This window comes from Bradyrhizobium sp. SZCCHNRI1009 (genome assembly GCF_032487575.1).
Lineage (GTDB): Bacteria > Pseudomonadota > Alphaproteobacteria > Rhizobiales > Xanthobacteraceae > Bradyrhizobium.
The window spans coordinates 1-18919 of the sequence record NZ_JAUEUL010000015.1 but is presented as its reverse complement, the minus strand read 5'-3'; the positions used below and the strand labels follow the sequence as shown (position 1 = coordinate 18919).

The following is an 18919-nucleotide window of genomic DNA, read 5'->3' as shown; positions in this document are numbered from 1 at the left end:
GCGCTCCCTTCAGATGTCGGCAAAGACGCCGAAATGATCGCTGGTGTTGCGGACGCGCCCGTAGTTGCTCCAGCCGGTCAGATTTCCGGCGCCGCCGATCCCGGGATAGTTCGCCGCCGTCGGCGCGCCCGGCCACCCCATCGGCGCCGCGGTGAACTGGTTGGCCAACGCGACGGTGCCGAGGGGAGGATTGTCCGGCGGCGCCATGACCCCGTTCATCGGCGTGCCGGTCACCGTGTTCATGATCGTGGTCTGATAGTTGTGCATGCCGTTGTGCGGCCAGACCAGGACGTTGTCGATCGAGTAGAACGGCGCGGCGACGAAGTTCGAGCCGACATAGCCGTAGCCGGGATAAAAGCTCTGTCCCGGCCCGCCGCCGTTGGACCAGAGGAATTTGGACGCCGCCGTCTTGTCCTTGCCGCGGATATGGGTGGAGAAATAGCCCTTGTACTGGTCCAGATTGACGGGAACGCCCACGGCCGTCGGACTGAGAAGCAGCGTGTAGGCACCGGGCCCGCCGGTGAGCGGATTGTAGAGACCCGAGGCCGTCCCGTTGACGGCGAACAGATTGACGTTGAAGTCGCCGCCGATCACCCGCGTCTCGTTCACACCCAGGGCGCCGACGACGTCGTTGATCGTCGACATCGTGGTGATGTAGTTCGCCGCCGCGGGGTTGTTCGGCGGCGAATGGATGCCGAAGATGGTGAGGTCGCGCTGGACGTTGCCGAGATTGTCGGCCTCAGTGAACGTCGCCATGAACGGCTCGCGCAACCCGGCGAAGGCAACGGGCGCGCCGAGCGTGGTCGTGAAGGCGATGCGCGCGGCCACGACGTCCTCGTTGAGCCCGCCATTGTGCTGAGCGGCCGCAGGAATCTGCCGGACGCCACCAAGCCCCGGGGGGACCAGCATTCCGTTGACGTTGACGGCACCGAGAGGCACCAGCATGCCGTTGTACGGCGTGGCGACGCCGCCGCCCGGCGGCACCGACATGCCGCCATGCCCGCCGGTCCAGATGTTGGGCCCGGTGAAGTAGCGGTTGAGGGTGCCCGCAGTGTTGGTGCGGCGATAGAGAATACCGACCGTTTCGGCGCGCCCGCCCACCCCGGTGTAGAGCGGCGGCACGGCGTTCCATCCGCCCGCCACCATGGTGGCGGGGTTGTTGAGCCCGAACTGCACCATGGCGAGCGCATTGATGCCGCCGGTCTGGCTCGCCAGCGCGTTGGGCGCATTGTCGCCGGAGCTCACCTCGATGATGACGATGATGTCCGGCTGGGTGGCCGTCAGCACGGCATTGATCACCGCGCGGCGCTGGATCGCGCTCTGCATGTCGTTGAGGCCGCCATGCCCGCGCTGCCGCTTGATCGAGGCGGAAAAGATCTTGTTGATCGAGAAGTTCTCGATGTTCCAGAACAGGATCCGCGTCATGATGGCGGCTCCTGCAGCTCGGGCTTGTTTGCGGCGAATGCGAGCGACTGCTCGCAGCCCGGATTGTCGTCGGCGACGTAGGCGGCATACCAGCCGAGGCTGCCGGTGTTGTCGGGATCGCCGAACAGGAAGAATTGGATGTTGGCGGACGGCGGCAACTTGGCGATGCCGAAGATCTTGATCGCGATATCGTCGATCCGCAGGCAGTAGAACCACTTCGGTCCGTCTTCCGGCAGCTTGCGTCCCGATGCGGTCGGTACCGGCTGGCGCAGGATCGAGATCGCGCCGACCGCAACCTTGATGACGCCCTGGATGCTGAACAGGCTGGCGCCGGGCGCCGCGCCCGGCAGGCTCATGCCGATGAAGACCGCATGCTGCGCGTCCGAGCCGGTGGTGACCGGCGACCATGCCGCAAGCAGTTGCGACTGGAAGCCGACGCCGGAGGCGAGCGCTCCCGGGCCGCCCAGCGTGATGTCGTAGACGACGCCGAACCAGGGTCCCTCCAGCTCGGTCAGGTTGAGCTGCGAGGTCACCGGCAGGAAGCCGAGATCCGACGGCTTCTGATCGCCGGTCGCGTTGACGAAGCTCTTGAGCTGCAGTGCGAAGCCGCGGAACAGGCTGGTGTCGCGCATCCTCGAGCCGTTGAGATTCCAGGCCAGGTTGCCGGTCGCGACCTGGAACCGCTTGGCTCCGGGCGTCGCCTGCGGATAGGTCATGCCGATCACGAGGCCGGAGAAGGCAAGCCCGACGCCGAGCGCTTCCTCCGGCGTGTCGGGCGGGCTGCCGAACGACAGCAGGTCGAGCGTCTCTCCGATGGTGCTCTCAAGCGCCGTGAAATCGAACTGTCCCCAGACCAGGAAGTTGCTGGCCACCGTGGCGCCCTGGTCCTGGGTGCCAATCGTGTTGAACTGCACGCGGTCGAAGGCAACGGCCGGTAGCACGTTCGACGGGCTGGTCAGCACGTTGGTCGTGTTCTGCTCGAAGACATAGGCGCCGCGGCCGCCCTGGTCGACATAGCTGCCCTTGAGCACGATTCCCGTGAAGGGCTGCGGCGTGCGGCGCGAGTACAGCCGCGAGACCGGCGCGCCGAACAGCGCCGCGACCGAGAGCTGGACGTGGCTGTCGAACCGCGTCAGCCTGGCGTTCTCGAACAACGACTGCAACTGCAGCACGGTGAAGTCGAACTCACCGCTCATCTGCACCGCCACCGGCACGTCAGGCGCAACGCCGTTGGAGATGTTCATTGCATAGCGCGGATCTTCGTAGTCGATCAGGCCGAACAGGCTCGAATTGCCCGGGGGCATCGTGATCCGGCCGCTCCGGCCATCGACCGTGACGCGGCTGACGGTGAAGCCGAAATGATGGGCGTTGAAGCGGGTGAAGTCGATGCCGGCGGCAAGCCCCGCAATCTCCGGCGGCATGTCGCGCTGGCCGAGATCGGCCGCGAGCACGATGACGCCGGTCCAGTTCGGATCCTGCGCGATGCGCGCGAAATTCTCGTAGAATGGGCCGGACGCTCCCTTCGAACGCACGACGGCTTCCGCGATGTAGTCCTGCAGCCATTGCGACAGGCCGGTGTAGGACAGCGCGGCGGTGACCGGCGGCGTGCCGGGCAACAGCGAGAACTGCTCCGCCGACGTCCAGCGATTGGCATTCGTGACCCGCTCCAACAACGAACCGGAGCAGAACTTCATGATGACAACGTTGCGGTAGGCGGTCGCCGACGCGCCGGCGCCGACCGCCGCGGTCATGGTCCAGCCCGCGATGTTGACGGTGTTGGCGAACTGCGCGCCGGTGCCGAACGGCTCCGGATTGACGGCGACGAGAAAGAGCTGGTTGGTCTGCAAGGCGTCCTGCATCGCCTGGGTCGGAGCAGATAGCGCGAATGGCAGGGTGTTGCCGTCGCGGTCGATCGACTGCGCCATGCTGACCTTCAGATAGGCACCCGTCGTCGGATCGCCCGCGATGATGAAGCCCTGCGGCGTCGTCCCATCGGTGCTCGGGCCGTCCGGCAGCGTGCCGCGCAGCGCGTGAGCCCGCGCCGCCTGCACGCGCGCCGACCACGTCTTGCTGCCATAGCTCGAGATCAGCGACTTACGGGTCGCGGCCACGATCTGGCTTTCGAACTGGACGAGCGTAGCGCCATCGAGGCCGCTGCTCGCAGCAGCTCCATAAGGCACCAGCGGAAACGTCTTGTCGCTGCCCTGGGCAAGCGGCATGAATGGCGGCGCCGATTGCAGGATCGCGACGTCCTCGGCGCCGGCGCCGGCCTCAGCCGCAGCGTAGATCGCGCTGCCTTCGGGCTCTGCGAGATAGTCGACGACGCCGCCTCCGGAGACGATGGTCACCCAGGAGGTCTGATGCTCGTCCGTCAGGCGCGCCGCGACGGCACCGCTCGTGGGACGGTTGAGGTCCGCCGTCTCGAATGGAAACACCGGCGCGTAGCCCGGCTTCGAGGGAATGGCGTTGAGACGATCGTTCTGGGTTGCAGGCAGGCTGACGTCGTACGCCTTGAAGCTTAGCGCTTCCGATCCGAACAGTCCGCCCATCAGCTTCGCAAGCTGCCCCGCCGAGCTGCCATCGGCGCCGAGCGCGTAGTGGCCGGCCAGGCTCAGATAGGTCGTGCCTGTCTCGACCGCGGCCGTCTTGGCGGCGCTGGTCGCAAAGGCGAAGCCCCCTGCCCCGAGCGCCGGCGCCGTATCCGTGCTGCCAGCCCCGAGCGGCGTCAGTTGCACGACACGCCCGCCGGTCGTACGGAATTCGCTGGTCAGCGCCGGCGCCCCCTTGATGGCGAAACCCGAACGCAGATAGCCCTGCTCGAGCTGCTCTCGGCCGATCGCGCGGTTGGCCGGATCGCCGAGGTCGAAGGCGCCTGCGATCGAAAGCTGCGACGGCAACGCCGCCACCGTCATGGCGGCATATTGCGCAGCTTGCGGCGACGTCGTCGCGTTGTTGTTGATGACGTAGCAGACGCCCTGCCCCAAGCCCTGGCTGACGAACGCCTGCTTCGAATCGAGCAGCCCATCAAAGGTGACACAACCGGTGTTGGCACCGCCGAACGGCACGTAGGCGTAGATGCGATTGTTGGAGGTCCGCGCAAGCCGAATGCCGAGCGGGTTGTCGCCCTTGCCCGAGAAGCCGACGAACGGAGGCGAGCTCAGCGCCGAGCCCGACAGGCGCAGCGCCCCACCATCGATCTCGATCCGGGTCTGATCGAGAATGTAGAATTTGGCGTTGCGGGCGAACCAGAGGTTCAGGTTGCCCGAGACCTGGTAGACCGGCGGCAGGTTGATGAAGGAGATGCCGTAACTCTCGAAGTCGCCAAACCTGACCGGATTGGCCGAGGCCAGCCAGACGACGGCGCGGTTGCGCGTCGCCTTGCTGATATAGGTCCGCACACGCTCGGCGAACCCGCCGGGATCACGATCAAGATCGGCGGGCCGCTGCGTCGCGAAAATATAGCTGCCACCGTACTTCTTCAGCGAGTCATCGTAGTTGATGAACGGTGGCAGCGACGAGCCCGTGCCGAGAAGGTAGCCGGCCCAGCCAACCGAGCCGGCAACCCTGGTCTCGTAAATCGCAGCGGAGTCGACCTGCTCGAACTGCGCTGACGCGGACGCGTCCATGCTCGTATCACCCGATCGGGAAAATGCCGAGCAAGGTGCCCGCCAGTGAATAGAGAGCGCGATCGTCGATGATATCGCCCTTGATGATGGTCACCGTATATTGCGCCGAGCCCAGCGCAGCATATTGCACCGTGATGCCCGCCTTCCACGTCGTCGCGCCGATCGTGATATCCGCGGCGAGAACCGCGGTGATCTGGGACTGCGAGACGATCGGCGTCCAGACCGGGATGCGGCCCTGGTACTGGAACGAAACGTAGGTCGTATTGTTGGTGTCGCCGCTTGGCGTCGTCACCACGTTGCTGTTCGGACTGGTCGGCGTATTCACCGTCGGCAGCGCCGTGAAGGCGGCGCGCGGATACTCTTCGGTCCGCGTAGTCGCGGGCGGCGCTGCCTTGACATCCAAACCGATCGGGAAGATGCCGAGCGTCACGCCCTGGAGCAGGTAGAGCCCACGATCGTCCACGATCTCGCCCGAGATGATGGTCACGGTGTACTGGGTCGATCCCAGCGCCGCATACTGGATCGTAATGCCCTTGCGCCAAGTCGTTGCGCCGATCGTGATGTCAGCGGCCAAAACGACCTGAGGTTGCGCCTGCGAGACAACCGGCGTCCAGACCGGAATGCGCCCCTGATACTCGAACACGAGCTGCGTCGTGTTGTTTTGATCGCCCGTCGGCGTCGCGACGACCTCGGTGTTGGGGCTTGTGGGGGTGGTGACAACGGCGGGAGCCGAAAAACGAAGGCCTTCATGATGAGCCATGGCTATCTCCTTTTCTAAAACACAGATTGAAACCCGCAGTACGCAACCGCCGGCGCGGCTGAAACGAATGGAAAATCAACTAAGCTACCAATGATTGAAATCTATCAGAGGTTGTGGCGTGTAACAGGGTTCGCCGCGGTGGTCAATCGGGCCAGATCACAGTCTTCCCCTCACGCCCGGTCACATTCTGGTGTTTACATTTCAGGCGAAGCCGGGCGCCGCTCAGCGGCTGACTTGTTTCCGGAGCATCTGCATTGCACGCTTCATCGCTGCGGACCGGATGAACGAGCCGAGCACGAATCCGGTAAAGCTGCTCTCCTTTCCGGAATCGACAATCTCCCCGCTCATCGTGACCGTGTAGTAGCGACCCATCGGGTGCATGGTCACGGTCAGTCCCTTGCGCAGGACGATGCCTGCAATGGCAATGTCCTCGGTCAGCTCGACCTCCACTTCGCCAATCGACACCAGCGCTCTCCAGCACGGGATCGTACCGTTGAAAAAGAAGGTCACCCAGGTGCTGTCATTCGTGTCGAACGTTGCAGCCACCTGCGCATTGCAATTCGTCGTCAGCTGGGTGTTGACGGTTTGATCGGTGAGCTGAGATGGCGCAGCGAGCAAGGCGACTCCCGTTCTCTTCAGGCGCTCAGCGTCGTGCAAAATGACCCGCTAGAGGGTAACAAATAACTAGCTGTGGTCGGTTTGCGAGTCCATTTGCAATCCGGCCCCTGCACCAGTCCGGACGGGGGCTCTGCATCTCACGCAGGGGCGACCATGCCCCTGGCCGTCACGTCCCGCGGATCGAGGAGTCCAGGCGGCTTTTCGCAACCGGCCCGATCCGCTGCAAGAGCTGCTCTTCCCAGGTTTCCTCAAACTCTAGCAGCCCTGTTGCCCGCTCCTTCCCCCCCCCGCCGATCGCATGCCGCGCGCCGGGAAACGCCTCGACCGGTGGTCGGACGCTGCTGACGGCAAAGTTGATTTTTCCATATTTTTCAATCCGTTGTCGTGACTGCAACGTGAGATGCCGCCGCGGCGGACGTCGCAAGCGGCAGACGCCGGAATGATCAGGCGCAGAATCATCTCCGGCCTGGACGCCTGATCGTCGCTCGGCGGGCGGCAATCCCGTCTCCGGCGGCGTGCGTCGGGTTGCCTCCAGGCCCTGCTGTTTCTACAACAGCCGGAGCGCCTCCCAAGCATCAGGACCATCCCCAAAAGTGAACGAGCAACGCTTCATCGGCTCGCTGACCGGCTTGCGCTTCGTCGCGGCCGCAACGGTCGCCATCGGCCATGGCGCCCCGTCGTTGGCGCAAGGCCCGCTGCCGGAGCTCATCGCACAAATCAGCAGCATCGGAATGACGATGTTCTTCGTGCTGAGCGGATTCGTCCTGTGGCTCAACTACGCCGAGCGCTTCCAGTCGCAACCGCTCGGAAGCGCTCTTCGCGAATTTGCCATCGCGCGCTTCGCCCGGCTCTACCCCATGTACGCCGTGATTGCGCTCGCAGTCGTCGCATACGTCGTGATTGCGCGAGGTCTTTCGGCCCCGTCGCTCGGCTTCATCCTCACGATGACGCAAGCCTGGTTTCCCGTGCAGAACGGCACCATGCTGGTCGCAGTCGTGCCATCGCTGCAGCACCTCTGGTCCATCAGCGTGGAGCTGTTCTTCTACCTGCTGTTTCCATTCGTCTGCCTGCTGTTTGCAGCCGTCGTCCGGCTGCAAACGATCATCTGGATCGCGCTGGTGAACATCGTGACGTTCGCGCTGACGATCGCGGCCGCCTTCACCTTCGGGGATGCGTTGCTGCGGGCCGTCGCGCCGAGCCTTACGCAAAACGGGATGCAGTGGCTCACCTACTACTCTCCCTATCTTCACATCGCTCAGTTCCTGGCCGGCTGCCTTGCCGCCATGATCTACAGGAACCGCGCCGATGCCAGCGTCGGTGACGGGGAGCGGCGCTGCGTGAGGCTCCTGTTCTGTCTTTCGCTGGTGAGCCTCATCTGTGCGCCTGTGCTGCTGTTTCTGCAGCCTCGTCTGCCCGGCTGGTCATTCGCGATCGAACTTGCCGTACGTCTCATCGAGATCTCGGGATTTTCGATCGTCTTCGTCGCCGCCAGTCGATACGGCCATGCCCCCTGGCTGTCGTCCAGAGCCCTGATCATTGGTGGCGAATGCAGCTATTCGATCTATCTGCTGCATCCCTTTCTCATTCGGCTTGCGATGATCGGAAAGTCAGATGCTCCTGGCGCTCTTGAGCTCGCACTGCGGCTCGGTCTGTTCGTTGCGATTGCGACGGCGATGGCCTGGATCACCTACATGCTCATCGAGGCACCGTCGCGGGCATGGTTACGGAGAGCCTTCCGCACCGGCGCACCACGCGACGTGATCCATGCGAGGCCGGTCTGAGCGCCGGAGCTTCGTCTTGCTCCTGATACAAGGCACGGCTCGCGACAGCCGGCGGTCCGACCCACGTTCTCGCGCCGGTGATCAGCCCTCGCATATTCACCTGCTGACACAGGCCTTCGCCTGTCTGCTCCATTTGAACGCGGTTCCGCACGGCGGTCTTGGCCGAGCGCCCGCGGGGCATTCGTTCCACACCGGCGCTCCCACCTCCCAGCCATTCACGACGCAGCCGCCATTCGGCGCGACGTGGCACCCTGGGCCGCAGGACTCATTGGCGTCCATCCGGCCGGCCCCTGCCGCAAGGCCGGTCAGTAGCACGACCGAGAACATCAGCCTCATCGCTTCGCTCCGTTGCCTCTGAGACGACGAGCCCATGCGACTGCGCCCCAGCTGAAACCATGAACGTGCCAAACCGTTCCTCAGTTTGTCGCAGCCTGCTCGAGCTGCTTTCGTCGGAGATCGTCGCCGCCAGCCTGTGACGAAACACCGCGCCGCCACCACACTCCAGCCCCACTACGCGCACGACTGCGCCATATCCGTGCACGGGAATGGGAAACCATCGTAGCGAGAAGGTTTTCACCATGTTGGGCGATGATTGCGCAGCCTGGGCGAGCCGGAAGCGGAAAAGTCACCTCTCCACGCCAGTTTGATCGTGGTGAGCCAGCAAGGCGCTGGGGCGCGCGCTTAGAAGCGGGACGAGCCAAACAACATCAAGAACCGGCGGCACGAACTGCCGGCCAGCCTTGGATCGTCCGGATGTATGCCGGACGGGCCCGTGGCGAATGCAGGGAGCGACAGATCGACATCATGACACGAAAGCTTTCAGTCCGCGAAGTCATTGCCAGATCCTATCCCAGTTGGGACTATGCCATGGCGGACCGGTTGATCGCATGGCTCGATCATTGTGGTTACGAGATCGTGGAGAAGAAGCCGGAGCGCACCGCGGCTCTCGTGACCGATGACGCGCGGCCACACGTGATCGGCGCTTGATGAATTGAGCGCCTTTCGCCGGGGCGCGGTGAACGATCAGCGCTCCTTGAGCGGCAGCGCTCGGGCGCCGCAGGAACTGTGCATCCCGCCCTGGGGTTCAGGATGACAAGAGACCAACGCTCGACGTTTCATCGAGCACCATGAGATCAGGGAAGGATCACCAATGTCTCGCAAGCTCACGCCACGCCAGGTCATCGCACGCTCCTACCCGACCTGGGATTACGCCATGGCCGATCGCCTGATCGCCTGGCTGGACGATTGCGGCTACGAGATCGTCGAAAAAGGAGCTGCGCATGTGGGCGCAAGCCTAGTGCCTGCGGCGCCGGAATCGGCACCGTCGCATGAAAGCACACATTGATCCTCGTCGCGATCACCGAGACCGCGAACGGGGTCTCCGGACACTCATTGGCATGAGACAGCCTGGCTCAGGCAAGCAGTTGCTTCTCGATTTCGTAGACCGGAAGCTTGACCAGATCCTTGTGGACCTCGCCATGCAGCGCCTTTCGTACCGCGTCGGAATAGTCGGCGCGGATGATCCCGAGCGCGCGCGGCGACGCCACCATCGTGACGGCTTTGGTTTCGCCTGAAATGACAGCATGATGCAGGCGATCGGCAAGCTGCTTGAGAAAGATACGCTCAGCCTGATCATGCCAATCCGTCTGATCCACTGAACTCCGAGCATTGCCAAATGACGGCTGCACCGAGCCGGGAGCGTCCGTGCCCTGAGCGCTCGTGCGGTCGTTCTCCTGTTCACGGACCTCTTTGGTGTGCAGGTTCGGAAACATGCTGTCACCGACGTTCTCGAGGATCAGCGCCTTGCGCCCGTCGCACACGACGATCCAATCACCGGTTCCGACCTTCATCTTGTCCATGAGATTACTCCATCATCCGAATTGCAGCGAAGAATGTGCCGGCGAGCTCATCGGGAGAAGCCGCCGCAGCTATATGCCTTCTTCGAAATCTTCCAAGGAAAGGCCGAACTCCGAGAGAGCCTCCTCCAGATAGTCGCCGAGCATCGGCGTTTCGATCAGATACGTCGCCGTGCGATTGTTGTGCGCCTGAGCGGCCTGCGCACGAAGCTCATCCCAATTGTCCAGCGAGCCGTCGCCCCGGCCCAGCCACATCAGCGTGACCAGATCGATCTGTTCGTCGACATTGAGGCCCCTGATGAAGCTGACGAGCTCCGACCGGTCCGTTTTCAGGCCTCGCCCACCGGTACCGGGCGCCGTGTCGTCATCTGCCAAATCTGCCAGCAATTCGGGTTCGGCCGCTTCCATTTCGTGCTGGTGGATCTTGGTTACGACGAAGGCGACCTTCTCCGGCGAGATCGAGAGGGTGGGCGTGGTAGTCGTCATTCAGCGTCTCCTGGGTCCCCGGGCAAACGCCCCCAGGTCCCGTGCAGAGACGCTAGGCGTTCCGGAAGGAGCGCACTTTGCGCAAGATCAAGGCAGCGTAGCGGCGTGAAAACCGGCGCAGCACCCCGCGCGAGCCCCGGAGCGCGATTGCAGCGGGACCGCTTGGATCGACCAGGGACCGCGGGCGATCGATACTACCAAGTCCAATCGAGAGAGCCGACATGCGGCTGCTGCGCGACCAGAATCATCGGTCTGCCCGGATGAGCTTTTGCGGTCCTTCGCTTCTTCGCCTCTGCAGCCGGCTTGCCTGTGTCGGCAATCCGCGTCGCGCGAGGCTTCTCGGCGGACTTCACGGCCGCAACCTGCGGGTTGGTCTCGACGGCGCTCATCTGCGCGAAGGCGTCGCGGGCACTGGGCTTGGCCACTTCTGCCGCAGGCTGCTCCGCCTTCGCGAGCTTCACCGGAGCCGGCGTGGCGATCGAGGTGTCCATCACGATCCGCTCCGGCCACTTTCTGGTGGACTGAATGCGCACCGGGGGAAGGTCCGACGCAGACGACAGGCTTGCAGGCAATGGTACGCTGGGAAGCACGGCATCCGCCAGGACCAGCAGCGCCAGCAGAGTTCCACCGACGAAAAGAAAGTAACGCAGAATGGGCATAATTTACCGCTCCGTCGGCACCTGCGCCGACATCCACCTAACGGAGGATCATGACAGTATGTTCCCGCGTCGAACGCTCGGGTTCAAAAACCGTGGGAGACTAGCGCGACATAATTAGATTTTCGTCGCTGCAACCAGCGCGCATTTGGCCGCGCTGACGTTAACGTTGACGAATCCGACATGGACCGCCGCGAAGGTCTTCCGGCTGCGCGGCCCGACTTGGCCGGGCACGATCCGTCGGCGGTCGCTGACATGGCTACCGTCCCGCCGGCTGAAGGCGCAGCTGATTTCGACGTCCTTGATTGCGAAACTGTTGGCATTCCGTACCGTGAAGGTCACCAGCGCCCTCGACCCAAGACCGCCGCGCCGCCAGGACTGGGAACTGATCCGCAGGCTGGACAGAGCGGCCGGGTCGAGCGCAGGGGATGAAGCAGGCGGTATCGTCGGCGACAGGCTGGCATTGGCGTCCATGACGGTCCGGCCGGAGCCGACCACCGGGGACGAATCGGGGTGCGCGCTGGACTTGGCCGCCGGGCTGGGCACCACGAATGAGAGCCCACGCGACGTCTCCGTCCCGTCTTCATCTCCTTCATAGCCGCTGCTCGGGGAGGCCGATCCGACCCGCGTGAGGCTGGAGTCGGCCACCTCCTCCTCTTCGACCGACATGATCAGCCACCCGACGACGCTGAACATGATCAGCGCGAGGATCGCCAACCCCGACACCGCGGCTCCCAAAGGGATGGACGCTCCGTCGCTTCGGCGCATGGCCAGCGACGCCGTGGCATCGGGCTTGCGCCCCAGCAAACGAGAGAGACCCGCGCTCATGTCTGCACCATCGGCTGCCCGGCGGGGGCATCTGGAAGCTTCAATCGGCAAACATCGATAGGGTTGCATGCAAAGCCGACAATTGGAGGGCAGGCCCGGATACCGGTCAGTATGCCGGGCTGGCGCGGCCGGTGACGGGCCGGTAAACATCCGACCCGTTGCCGGCACCTCAAGAAACGCCGCCGCGCCGCAGGCGGTTCACTCCTTCGAAAGATCTCGACGATGTTGAATGTCACGTGGGACCACATCCATCTCCGCAGCCCGGACCCGGAAGCTACCGCTACCTGGCTTCACGACATTCTCGGCGGCGAGATCATCCGCAATCCCGGCCGCATCGACGTCAGGCTCGGCGGCGCCAGCGTGTTCATCGCCAAGGTCGAGCCGAACGACGGCGTCAACGCGCCGCCTGTGACGCCGCACCAGGGCCTCGATCATTTCGGCCTCACCGTGAAGGACATTGACGCCGCGGCCGCCGAGCTCAAGGCCAAGGGCATCACCTTCACGACCGAGCCGACCACGATCCGCCCCGGTGTTCGCATCTGCTTCATCCGCGGGCCGGAGGGCATTTCCATCGAGCTGCTGGAGCGCGACAAGAAATACACCTGAGCGCCGCCCCGCCCGGCTACGACATGCTACCCGGCATGAAGCAGCGGATCTGGAGGCCCTGATAGCCGCGCATCGGCCACACCATCGTGCGGCCGACCCGGTTGGGCTCCGTGATGACAGCGTCGTCGGGAACGTCGAGCCATTCACCCTCGATGCGGACGCGGTAGTGACCGCCCCTGCTCTCCCAGTCGACATCGCTGACGGCGCTGCCATCGGCGTCCGAACAGCACGGGCCCTTGCCGCTGCGCAGGCCGTCGAACCATGCCTTCATCTCCGGCGACGAGTTCGCGTACTGGCCGCGATCGCGCGCCAGTGACGGTGGCGCGGCGAGTGCGATCAGCAGCGCCGCACGGCCGACCTGGACAGGTGGCTTCCATCGCGCGGCCGCCTGCGGCCTCGAGACCGTCCTGCTGATGTCGGAGCGATCAGCTCGATGCGGCTCACGGCCGCGGCAAACAATCCATCTGCTCATTTCCATCTGGTCCATCTGGCTCCTGCACCACCCCAGGGTGCACGGATAGAAATGCATCAACCGGGCCAGATTTCGTTTCGATCTCGGCTTCGTGAGAGTCAATCCGGGGTTTTACGCAGACCGCCCTATTCGGCCGCCTGCTCCAGCGGCGCGACCCGCGGCAGAATGATCTGGACGCGCGTGCCGGCGCCCGGCTCGGAGTCGAGATCGAGCCGGCCGCCGAGCCGGCTGGTCACGATGCTGTAGACGATGTGCAGGCCGAGCCCGGTGCCGCCCTGGTCGCGGCGCGTCGTGAAAAAAGGATCGAAGGCGCGGCGGCGAACGTCGAGCGACATGCCGCAGCCATTGTCGGAAAAGATGATCTCGACATTGTCGCGGCCGGACTCCCGGGCCCTGATTTCGATCACGCCGCTCCTGCCGTCCGGAAACGCGTGCGCGACCGCATTGAGGAACAGATTGGTCAGGACCTGCCCGTACGGCCCGGGGTAGCTGTTCATCACCAGGTCGGGCTGGCAATCCACATTCACCGTCAGGTTCTGTCTGCGCACGCCCGGGCGAAGACTCATCACCACCTGCTCGGTGAGATCGGCGAGATCGAAGCTGCGTTGATCGGAGTAGTTGCGGTCCGCCGCCACCTGCTTGAACGACTGGATCAGCTCGGCCGCGCGATTGAGATTGGCGACGAGCTGTCCCGCGGCGCTGCGGCTCATCTCGATGAACTCAGTGAGACTCGACCGCCGCAGCTCGCCCCGCGTGACCGCCTCGCTGAAGCGCTCGGTCTTGCGCTCGAGCGCGGAAGCGACCGTCAGGCTGATGCCGACGGGGTTGTTGACCTCGTGAGCAACACCGGCGACCATGCGCCCGAGCGCCGCGAGCTTCTCGGCTTCGATCAGCGAGGCCTGGGTCTCGCGCAGGTTCCGGAGCGCGGTCTCGGCGGCCTCCTTGGCCTTGCGCATCTCCAGTTCGCTCTTCTTGCGCTCGCCGATGTCGAGCGCCACCGTGACGATCTTGTCGACCTCGCCGTCGGCATCGAGAAGCGGTAGCTTGTTGACCAGCCATTGCCGCATGACGTTGCATGAATCGAGGTATTCCTCCTCGTAGAACCCGAGGCCCGCCTTCGTCGCCAGCACGCGCTTGTCGTTCGAGTCGGTCTTGTTCGCGCCGTAGCGCGACATCAGCTCGCCCGTGGTACGACCGAGCGCATCCTCGGGCTCGACGTTGAAGATGCCGGCCATATAGCGGTTCATCAGGACATAGCGCAGCTCGCGATCCTTGACGTTGATCACCGCCGGCACCGTGTCGATGACCTGCTGCAGCAATCGCCGGCCTTCCGCGATCGCGTCCTCGGCGCGCTTCTGATCCGTGATGTCGCGGACCACGCCTTCGTAGCGAACCACCTCGCCGCTCTCGTCCCGCACCACCGTGGCGCTGTCGGAAAGCCAGCGGACCTCACCGGTGCGCCGGCGCACCTGGTATTCGAACTCGCGCACCATGCCGTCGCGCCGCATCAGCCGCTGATAGCGTTCGCGCGCCAGGGGATGGACATAGATCGTATCCGCGATGTCGTTGACGCTCTGGATCAGCTCGCTCGCGGATTCGTAGCCCATGATGCGCGCGAGCGCCGGATTGGCATTGAGCACAAGACCGCTCGGTGTGGTCACATAGATGCCGTCGATCGAGGCTTCGAACAGCTTGCGATAGCTCTCCTCGGCCAGCCGCTGCTCGGCCAGCGCGCGGACCGCCGCCTCGCGCGCCGCGTCGGCGTCCTGCAAAGTCTGTCGGAAGACCTCGGCCGCCCGCGCGATGTCGCCGATCTCGTTCTGAACGTCGGTCTGGGGGATCGACGCCGCCTTTTCGCCTGCCGCCAGCGCCCTGATCGAGCGTGCGATCGAGGCCAGCGGCCGCACGGTGCGCCGGACCACGAAAGACGCAGCGAAGATGCCGATCAGAACGCCCGCCGTGCCGAAGATGATGCTCTGCCATTTCGTCTCCGCCAGGGTACGGGCGAAGTCGCGCGACAGCACCTTGCCCTGGCTCGCACTCAAGGCGCGCAGCAACTCGGTGACCCGGCCGATCAGCCGCCCCTCGATGCCCAGCACCTCCTTGTCGAGCCGCGCGATCTCGTCCTCGGTGCCGGCGATGGCGATGATCGCCTCGGCATAGCGGTCGGCGGCCGCACGAAGCGCGCTGTCCTCGATCGGCATCGCGCGCATGCTGCGGGCGGCCTGCTCGGCGCCGGCCGGGTCACGCGCCAGCAGCGCCGCGCCGACCTGGTTCTGCACCTGGAACAAGGCCCGCGCCGTGCCCCGATCGGTCAAGCCGGCGATGGCGTCCTCGAAGCCCTCGCGCGCCGCCGGCAAACCCGACAGCAGCTCGGCACGCCGGGCGATCAGCGCACTGATCCGGTCGATGCCCTCGCGGTAATTGGCGAGCCGCTGGGCGACGCCATCGATGGTCGCCTGCTGCTCCGGCGCGAGCTGCAGGCGCGTCTTCTTCAGGAGCGCGCTGAGCTCGGTCGCCGCCTCCATGGCCCGGTCGGAACGCGAACCGGGATCGGTGACAAAATCACGCGCCGCGAGCCGCAGCTCGTTCATGCGCTGGTCGATCTCCTCGGCGAGATCGCCGACGCCCTGCAGCCGCTGCAATTCGGCAAAGGTCGAATCGATGTGACGGATGGCGATCACGCTCGCCATGCTGGTCGCGGTGATGACGGCGAGCAGCAGCAAAAAGCTGCCAAAGATCATCCGCCCGATCGTCATCGATCGGAGGCTGCTGCAGGCCGTGTCGAGGTCCGGTAATCTACTCATGGGATCCGATGGTCGGAACCGCACTATATACGAGCCGCCGCGCGGCTGAATGAACAAATAGAGAACAATTCCCGTCTGCGCATCATCCGCCGGACGAAAAATAGCCTGTGCGGCTAACCGGCCGCACCGAACTCGAACACCTCCCCATCATAGCCGGCCTCGCGGGGGATGCGCAGCTGACGGCCGCCCTCGGCGGTCCTGGTCATCACCGGCATCACGGTGATGATCTCCATGTCGCGCGCCGCCGCCAATGCCCCGGCCACGGCCGGCTGTTTGCCCAGACGGATCAGGTTGCGGGTGGTCGGGAACGGCAGCTTGAAGCGACCGTCCTCGCCGCCCGCCAGCGCCTCGCGCGGCGAGACCCAGACGGAGTCGGTCGATTCCCGGCCGTCATGGGCGCCCAGCTGGTCCGGCGGCGCGGCCGCCAGGAAGAACCAGGTGTCGAAGCGCTTCGGCATGCCCTCGGGCGTGATCCAATGCGCGTAAGGGATGAGCGTGTCGAGCGCCAGCACCAGGCCGTGCGCCTCGATAACCTCGAGAAAGCTGGTCTTGCCCTCGCACAACGCCAGGCGATGCGCAGCCTCGATCTCGCGGGCGGCCGCGGCCTCGATCAGCGTGCGCGCGCCGCGCGCTCGCGCCAGCAGGATGCCGCTCTCCTCGAAGGTCTCGCGCACCCCGGCGATGCGGAAGCCGAGCGCCTCGGCGTCCAGGCCATCGTCGCCGGCATAGAGCTCCGGCCTGCCGGCGATCTCCTGATCGCCCTTGTCGACGCTGCCGCCTGGAAACACCAGGGCGCCCGAGTTGAACTCGATCTGATGGTGGCGCACCATCATGAATACCTCGATCTCACGTGCGGCTGCGCTGTCGCGCAGCAGCAGCACGGTCGAGGCGGGACGGACGGCGGCAGCGTCAGCCATGGTCACTCCGCGGCGGTGGCTCGGGGTTGCAGATTGGCGCGGGCGTCGGTGCGGGCGACACGCGACAGCAGATAGTCGACCTCGGCCTTGGCGGCCGCCGTGATCGCCGAGCCCGGCTTGCGCTGTGCGCTGGAGGCGATCGCGCCGCGCTTCTGCAGCACGTATTTGCGCACGGCAAGGCCGGCGCCGGGCTGCTGCTCGTAGCGGACCAGCGGCAGATGCGCGTCGAACAGGTCGTGCGCGGCATCGCGCTTGCCAGCCTGCGAGAGCTTGACGACGTCGACCAGCATTTCCGGGAAGGCGTAGCCGGTCATCGCGCCGTCGGCGCCGCGCTCCATCTCGAAGTCCAGGAACAGGCCGCCATTGCCGCACAGGATCGACAGCGGCCGCAGCGAGCCGTCCTTCTGGAAGCCGCGCAGCGCCGAGATCTTCTCCAGGCCCGGCCAGTCCTCATGCTTGAGCATCACGCAGGACGGACTGTCCATGACGATCCTGCGGATCACCGCCGGCGTGAACTGCACGTTCAGCGTCAGCGGATAGTCCTGCAGCACCCACGGAATGTCCTCGCCGATCGCCTCCTGGGCCTGCTTGAAATAGCCCGTGATCTGATCGTCGGTGCGCAGGGTCGGCGGCGGCGCGATCATCACGCCGGCAGCGCCGGCATCCATCGAGGCGCGCGCCAGCGCGCGCATCGTCGCGAACCCCGGCGCGGAGACACCGACGATGATCTGCAGGTTCTTGGCGCGCTTGGCAAAGCGCACCGCAACCTGCTCGGATTCCGCCGCGTCCAGCTTCGGCGCCTCGCCCATGATGCCGAGCACAGTGATGCCGTCGCAGCCGGCCGCGGCATAAAAATCGACCAGCCGGTCGATCGAGGCGTCGTCGATGCGGCCGTCATCATGGAACGGGGTCGGCGCGATCGCGAAGGTGCCCTTGGCGGCGGCGGTGAGCTTCATCATCTGTCTCCAATCTCTCTGGCGTCATTCCGGGATCGTCCGCAGGACGAGACCCGGAATCTCGAGATTCCGGGTTCGCTCGCCGTCGCGAGCGCTCCGGAATGACGACCTGAATACATCAAAACCGCCGTGCGGACTTGGCTATCTCGGCCTCCGAAAAGAATATCTCCCCTGCATGGGCGGCGATGTCCTCGGCCTTCCAGGCCGAAGACGGCGGTTTCCATCCGTCCATTTCCATCATGCGCAACTCGCGCACGCCGCGTGGGCCGGAGACGCCGAGCACCTTGCCGGTCTGATCCCCCGAGAGACTGCTGACCATGTAGAGCACGGCCGGCGCAATGCCCTCGGGCGTCAGCGCCGCGCCCGGGTTCTCCTTGTAGCGCGGCAGGTCCGCGGTCATGCGGGTCAGCGCGCCCGGCGCCAGGGTCCACACCCGGATGTTGTACTTGCGGCCCTCGATTGCCAGCACGTTGGACAGGCCCCAGATACCGCCCTTGGCCGCGCCGTAGTTGGACTGGCCGAAATTGCCGATCAGGCCCGAGGTCGATGAGGTGTTGACGATGACGCCGCCGCCATTGTCGCGCATCCAGCGGAACACCGGCAGGGTACAGCAGAAGGTGCCTTTGAGGTGCACCTGGATCACCTTGTCCCAATCCGCTTCGCTCGACTTGGCAAAGGTCTGGTCGCGCAGGATGCCGGCATTGTTGACCAGGATGTCGGCGCGGCCGAAATGCCGGATGGCGTCGTCGAACACAGACTGCCCGCCGGCCATGGTGGAGATGTCGGCGGCGTTGGCGACGGCGTGGCCGCCCTCGGCCTTGATCGCGGCCACCACCTGCTCGGCCATCGACAGGTCGGAGCCGGAGCCGTCGCGCGGCCCGCCAAGGTCGTTGACCACCACCGCCGCGCCCTCGCGCGCGAACAGTTTGGCGTAGGCCTCGCCGAGGCCGCCACCTGCGCCGGTGATCAGCGCCACCTTGCCGTCGAGCAGTCCCATGGGTGCGTCCTCCGCTTATGTTCTTGCTTTCTCCGTCATGGCCGGGCTTGACCCACGGCTGTCCGGTTCAGACAGACTGGACATGGTGCATGGCGTGGATTCTTCTGCGGTCTTGAGCATCGCCAAAT

The 18919-nt window shown here is 65.0% G+C and carries 18 protein-coding genes; 4 read left to right on the top strand and 14 right to left on the bottom strand.

Features of this window, described 5'->3' with window-relative positions:
* Window positions 1–9 precede the first annotated feature (9 nt).
* The 5 genes from QX010_RS23160 to QX010_RS23140 all read right to left on the bottom strand — a co-directional run bounded on the left by QX010_RS23160 (window position 10) and on the right by QX010_RS23140 (window position 6928).
* Complete coding sequence (locus tag QX010_RS23160; protein ID WP_316182095.1) at window positions 10–1425, bottom strand: hypothetical protein; 1416 nt, start codon at window positions 1423–1425, stop codon at window positions 10–12.
* A complete protein-coding gene (locus QX010_RS23155; protein WP_316182093.1) occupies window positions 1422–5051 on the bottom strand; it encodes a hypothetical protein in 3630 nt (1209 codons plus the stop codon). The genes QX010_RS23160 and QX010_RS23155 overlap by 4 nt, the downstream gene beginning before the upstream one ends.
* A 7-nt stretch (window positions 5052–5058) precedes the next feature.
* A complete protein-coding gene (locus QX010_RS23150; RefSeq protein WP_316182092.1) occupies window positions 5059–5811 on the bottom strand; it encodes a hypothetical protein in 753 nt (250 codons plus the stop codon).
* Between the two features lie 222 nt (window positions 5812–6033).
* Window positions 6034–6429 carry a hypothetical protein gene (locus QX010_RS23145; protein WP_315804857.1) on the bottom strand — a complete coding sequence of 132 codons (396 nt, stop codon included), beginning with the start codon at window positions 6427–6429 and terminating at the stop codon, window positions 6034–6036.
* A gap of 166 nt (window positions 6430–6595) precedes the next feature.
* A complete protein-coding gene (locus tag QX010_RS23140) occupies window positions 6596–6928 on the bottom strand; it encodes a hypothetical protein (protein ID WP_316182090.1) in 333 nt (110 codons plus the stop codon).
* A 94-nt stretch (window positions 6929–7022) separates the two neighbouring features.
* On the opposite strand from QX010_RS23140, the gene QX010_RS23135 reads away from it, so the two are divergent.
* The 3 genes from QX010_RS23135 (at window position 7023) to QX010_RS23125 (ending at window position 9555) form a co-directional block, all read left to right on the top strand.
* Window positions 7023–8210, top strand: coding sequence for an acyltransferase (locus QX010_RS23135; RefSeq protein WP_316182088.1), 1188 nt, complete (start codon window positions 7023–7025; stop codon window positions 8208–8210).
* Between the two features lie 804 nt (window positions 8211–9014).
* Complete coding sequence (locus QX010_RS23130) at window positions 9015–9197, top strand: hypothetical protein (RefSeq protein WP_315804960.1); 183 nt, start codon at window positions 9015–9017, stop codon at window positions 9195–9197.
* A 163-nt stretch (window positions 9198–9360) separates the two neighbouring features.
* Complete coding sequence (locus QX010_RS23125) at window positions 9361–9555, top strand: hypothetical protein (RefSeq protein ID WP_316182086.1); 195 nt, start codon at window positions 9361–9363, stop codon at window positions 9553–9555.
* Window positions 9556–9622: 67 nt separating this feature from the next.
* Here QX010_RS23125 and QX010_RS23120 read toward each other — a convergent pair whose 3' ends face one another.
* The 4 genes from QX010_RS23120 to QX010_RS23105 all read right to left on the bottom strand — a co-directional run bounded on the left by QX010_RS23120 (window position 9623) and on the right by QX010_RS23105 (window position 12036).
* Window positions 9623–10069, bottom strand: a complete 447-nt coding sequence (locus QX010_RS23120) for a host attachment protein (RefSeq protein ID WP_315804853.1) — start codon at window positions 10067–10069, stop codon at window positions 9623–9625.
* Between the two features lie 69 nt (window positions 10070–10138).
* Window positions 10139–10552, bottom strand: coding sequence for a DUF3775 domain-containing protein (locus tag QX010_RS23115; protein WP_315804852.1), 414 nt, complete (start codon window positions 10550–10552; stop codon window positions 10139–10141).
* Between the two features lie 194 nt (window positions 10553–10746).
* Complete coding sequence (locus QX010_RS23110; RefSeq protein ID WP_315804851.1) at window positions 10747–11211, bottom strand: hypothetical protein; 465 nt, start codon at window positions 11209–11211, stop codon at window positions 10747–10749.
* 114 nt (window positions 11212–11325) lie between these two features.
* The gene (locus QX010_RS23105) at window positions 11326–12036 is read right to left on the bottom strand and encodes a hypothetical protein (RefSeq protein WP_316182084.1); all 711 of its coding nucleotides are present in this window, start codon (window positions 12034–12036) and stop codon (window positions 11326–11328) included.
* 222 nt (window positions 12037–12258) lie between these two features.
* On the opposite strand from QX010_RS23105, the gene QX010_RS23100 reads away from it, so the two are divergent.
* Entirely contained in the window at window positions 12259–12642 is a 384-nt protein-coding gene (locus QX010_RS23100) for a VOC family protein (protein ID WP_316182082.1), read from the top strand.
* A gap of 16 nt (window positions 12643–12658) precedes the next feature.
* On the opposite strand, the gene QX010_RS23095 is transcribed toward QX010_RS23100, so the two are convergent.
* The 5 genes from QX010_RS23095 to QX010_RS23075 all read right to left on the bottom strand — a co-directional run bounded on the left by QX010_RS23095 (window position 12659) and on the right by QX010_RS23075 (window position 18791).
* Complete coding sequence (locus QX010_RS23095; RefSeq protein ID WP_410051979.1) at window positions 12659–13114, bottom strand: hypothetical protein; 456 nt, start codon at window positions 13112–13114, stop codon at window positions 12659–12661.
* Between the two features lie 125 nt (window positions 13115–13239).
* Window positions 13240–15921: a PAS domain-containing protein gene (locus QX010_RS23090; RefSeq protein ID WP_316182081.1), complete on the bottom strand. Its 2682-nt coding sequence runs from the start codon at window positions 15919–15921 to the stop codon at window positions 13240–13242.
* Between the two features lie 113 nt (window positions 15922–16034).
* A complete protein-coding gene (locus QX010_RS23085; protein ID WP_316182079.1) occupies window positions 16035–16838 on the bottom strand; it encodes an NUDIX hydrolase in 804 nt (267 codons plus the stop codon).
* A 2-nt stretch (window positions 16839–16840) separates the two neighbouring features.
* On the bottom strand, window positions 16841–17794 hold the full coding sequence (locus tag QX010_RS23080) for a dihydrodipicolinate synthase family protein (protein ID WP_316182077.1): 954 nt from the start codon (window positions 17792–17794) through the stop codon (window positions 16841–16843).
* A 118-nt stretch (window positions 17795–17912) separates the two neighbouring features.
* A complete protein-coding gene (locus QX010_RS23075; RefSeq protein WP_316182076.1) occupies window positions 17913–18791 on the bottom strand; it encodes an SDR family oxidoreductase in 879 nt (292 codons plus the stop codon).
* Window positions 18792–18919: the final 128 nt, after the last annotated feature.

Coding starts and splice junctions, on each gene's coding strand:
- QX010_RS23095 (WP_410051979.1), bottom strand. CDS start 13,114: ATGAGCAGATGGATTGTTTGCCGCGGCCGTGAGCCGCATCGAGCTGAT.
- QX010_RS23105 (WP_316182084.1), bottom strand. CDS start 12,036: ATGAGCGCGGGTCTCTCTCGTTTGCTGGGGCGCAAGCCCGATGCCACG.
- QX010_RS23075 (WP_316182076.1), bottom strand. CDS start 18,791: ATGGGACTGCTCGACGGCAAGGTGGCGCTGATCACCGGCGCAGGTGGC.
- QX010_RS23080 (WP_316182077.1), bottom strand. CDS start 17,794: ATGAAGCTCACCGCCGCCGCCAAGGGCACCTTCGCGATCGCGCCGACC.
- QX010_RS23150 (WP_316182092.1), bottom strand. CDS start 5,811: ATGGCTCATCATGAAGGCCTTCGTTTTTCGGCTCCCGCCGTTGTCACC.
- QX010_RS23160 (WP_316182095.1), bottom strand. CDS start 1,425: ATGACGCGGATCCTGTTCTGGAACATCGAGAACTTCTCGATCAACAAG.
- QX010_RS23090 (WP_316182081.1), bottom strand. CDS start 15,921: ATGAGTAGATTACCGGACCTCGACACGGCCTGCAGCAGCCTCCGATCG.
- QX010_RS23110 (WP_315804851.1), bottom strand. CDS start 11,211: ATGCCCATTCTGCGTTACTTTCTTTTCGTCGGTGGAACTCTGCTGGCG.
- QX010_RS23100 (WP_316182082.1), top strand. CDS start 12,259: ATGTTGAATGTCACGTGGGACCACATCCATCTCCGCAGCCCGGACCCG.
- QX010_RS23120 (WP_315804853.1), bottom strand. CDS start 10,069: ATGGACAAGATGAAGGTCGGAACCGGTGATTGGATCGTCGTGTGCGAC.
- QX010_RS23115 (WP_315804852.1), bottom strand. CDS start 10,552: ATGACGACTACCACGCCCACCCTCTCGATCTCGCCGGAGAAGGTCGCC.
- QX010_RS23155 (WP_316182093.1), bottom strand. CDS start 5,051: ATGGACGCGTCCGCGTCAGCGCAGTTCGAGCAGGTCGACTCCGCTGCG.
- QX010_RS23125 (WP_316182086.1), top strand. CDS start 9,361: ATGTCTCGCAAGCTCACGCCACGCCAGGTCATCGCACGCTCCTACCCG.
- QX010_RS23130 (WP_315804960.1), top strand. CDS start 9,015: ATGACACGAAAGCTTTCAGTCCGCGAAGTCATTGCCAGATCCTATCCC.
- QX010_RS23085 (WP_316182079.1), bottom strand. CDS start 16,838: ATGGCTGACGCTGCCGCCGTCCGTCCCGCCTCGACCGTGCTGCTGCTG.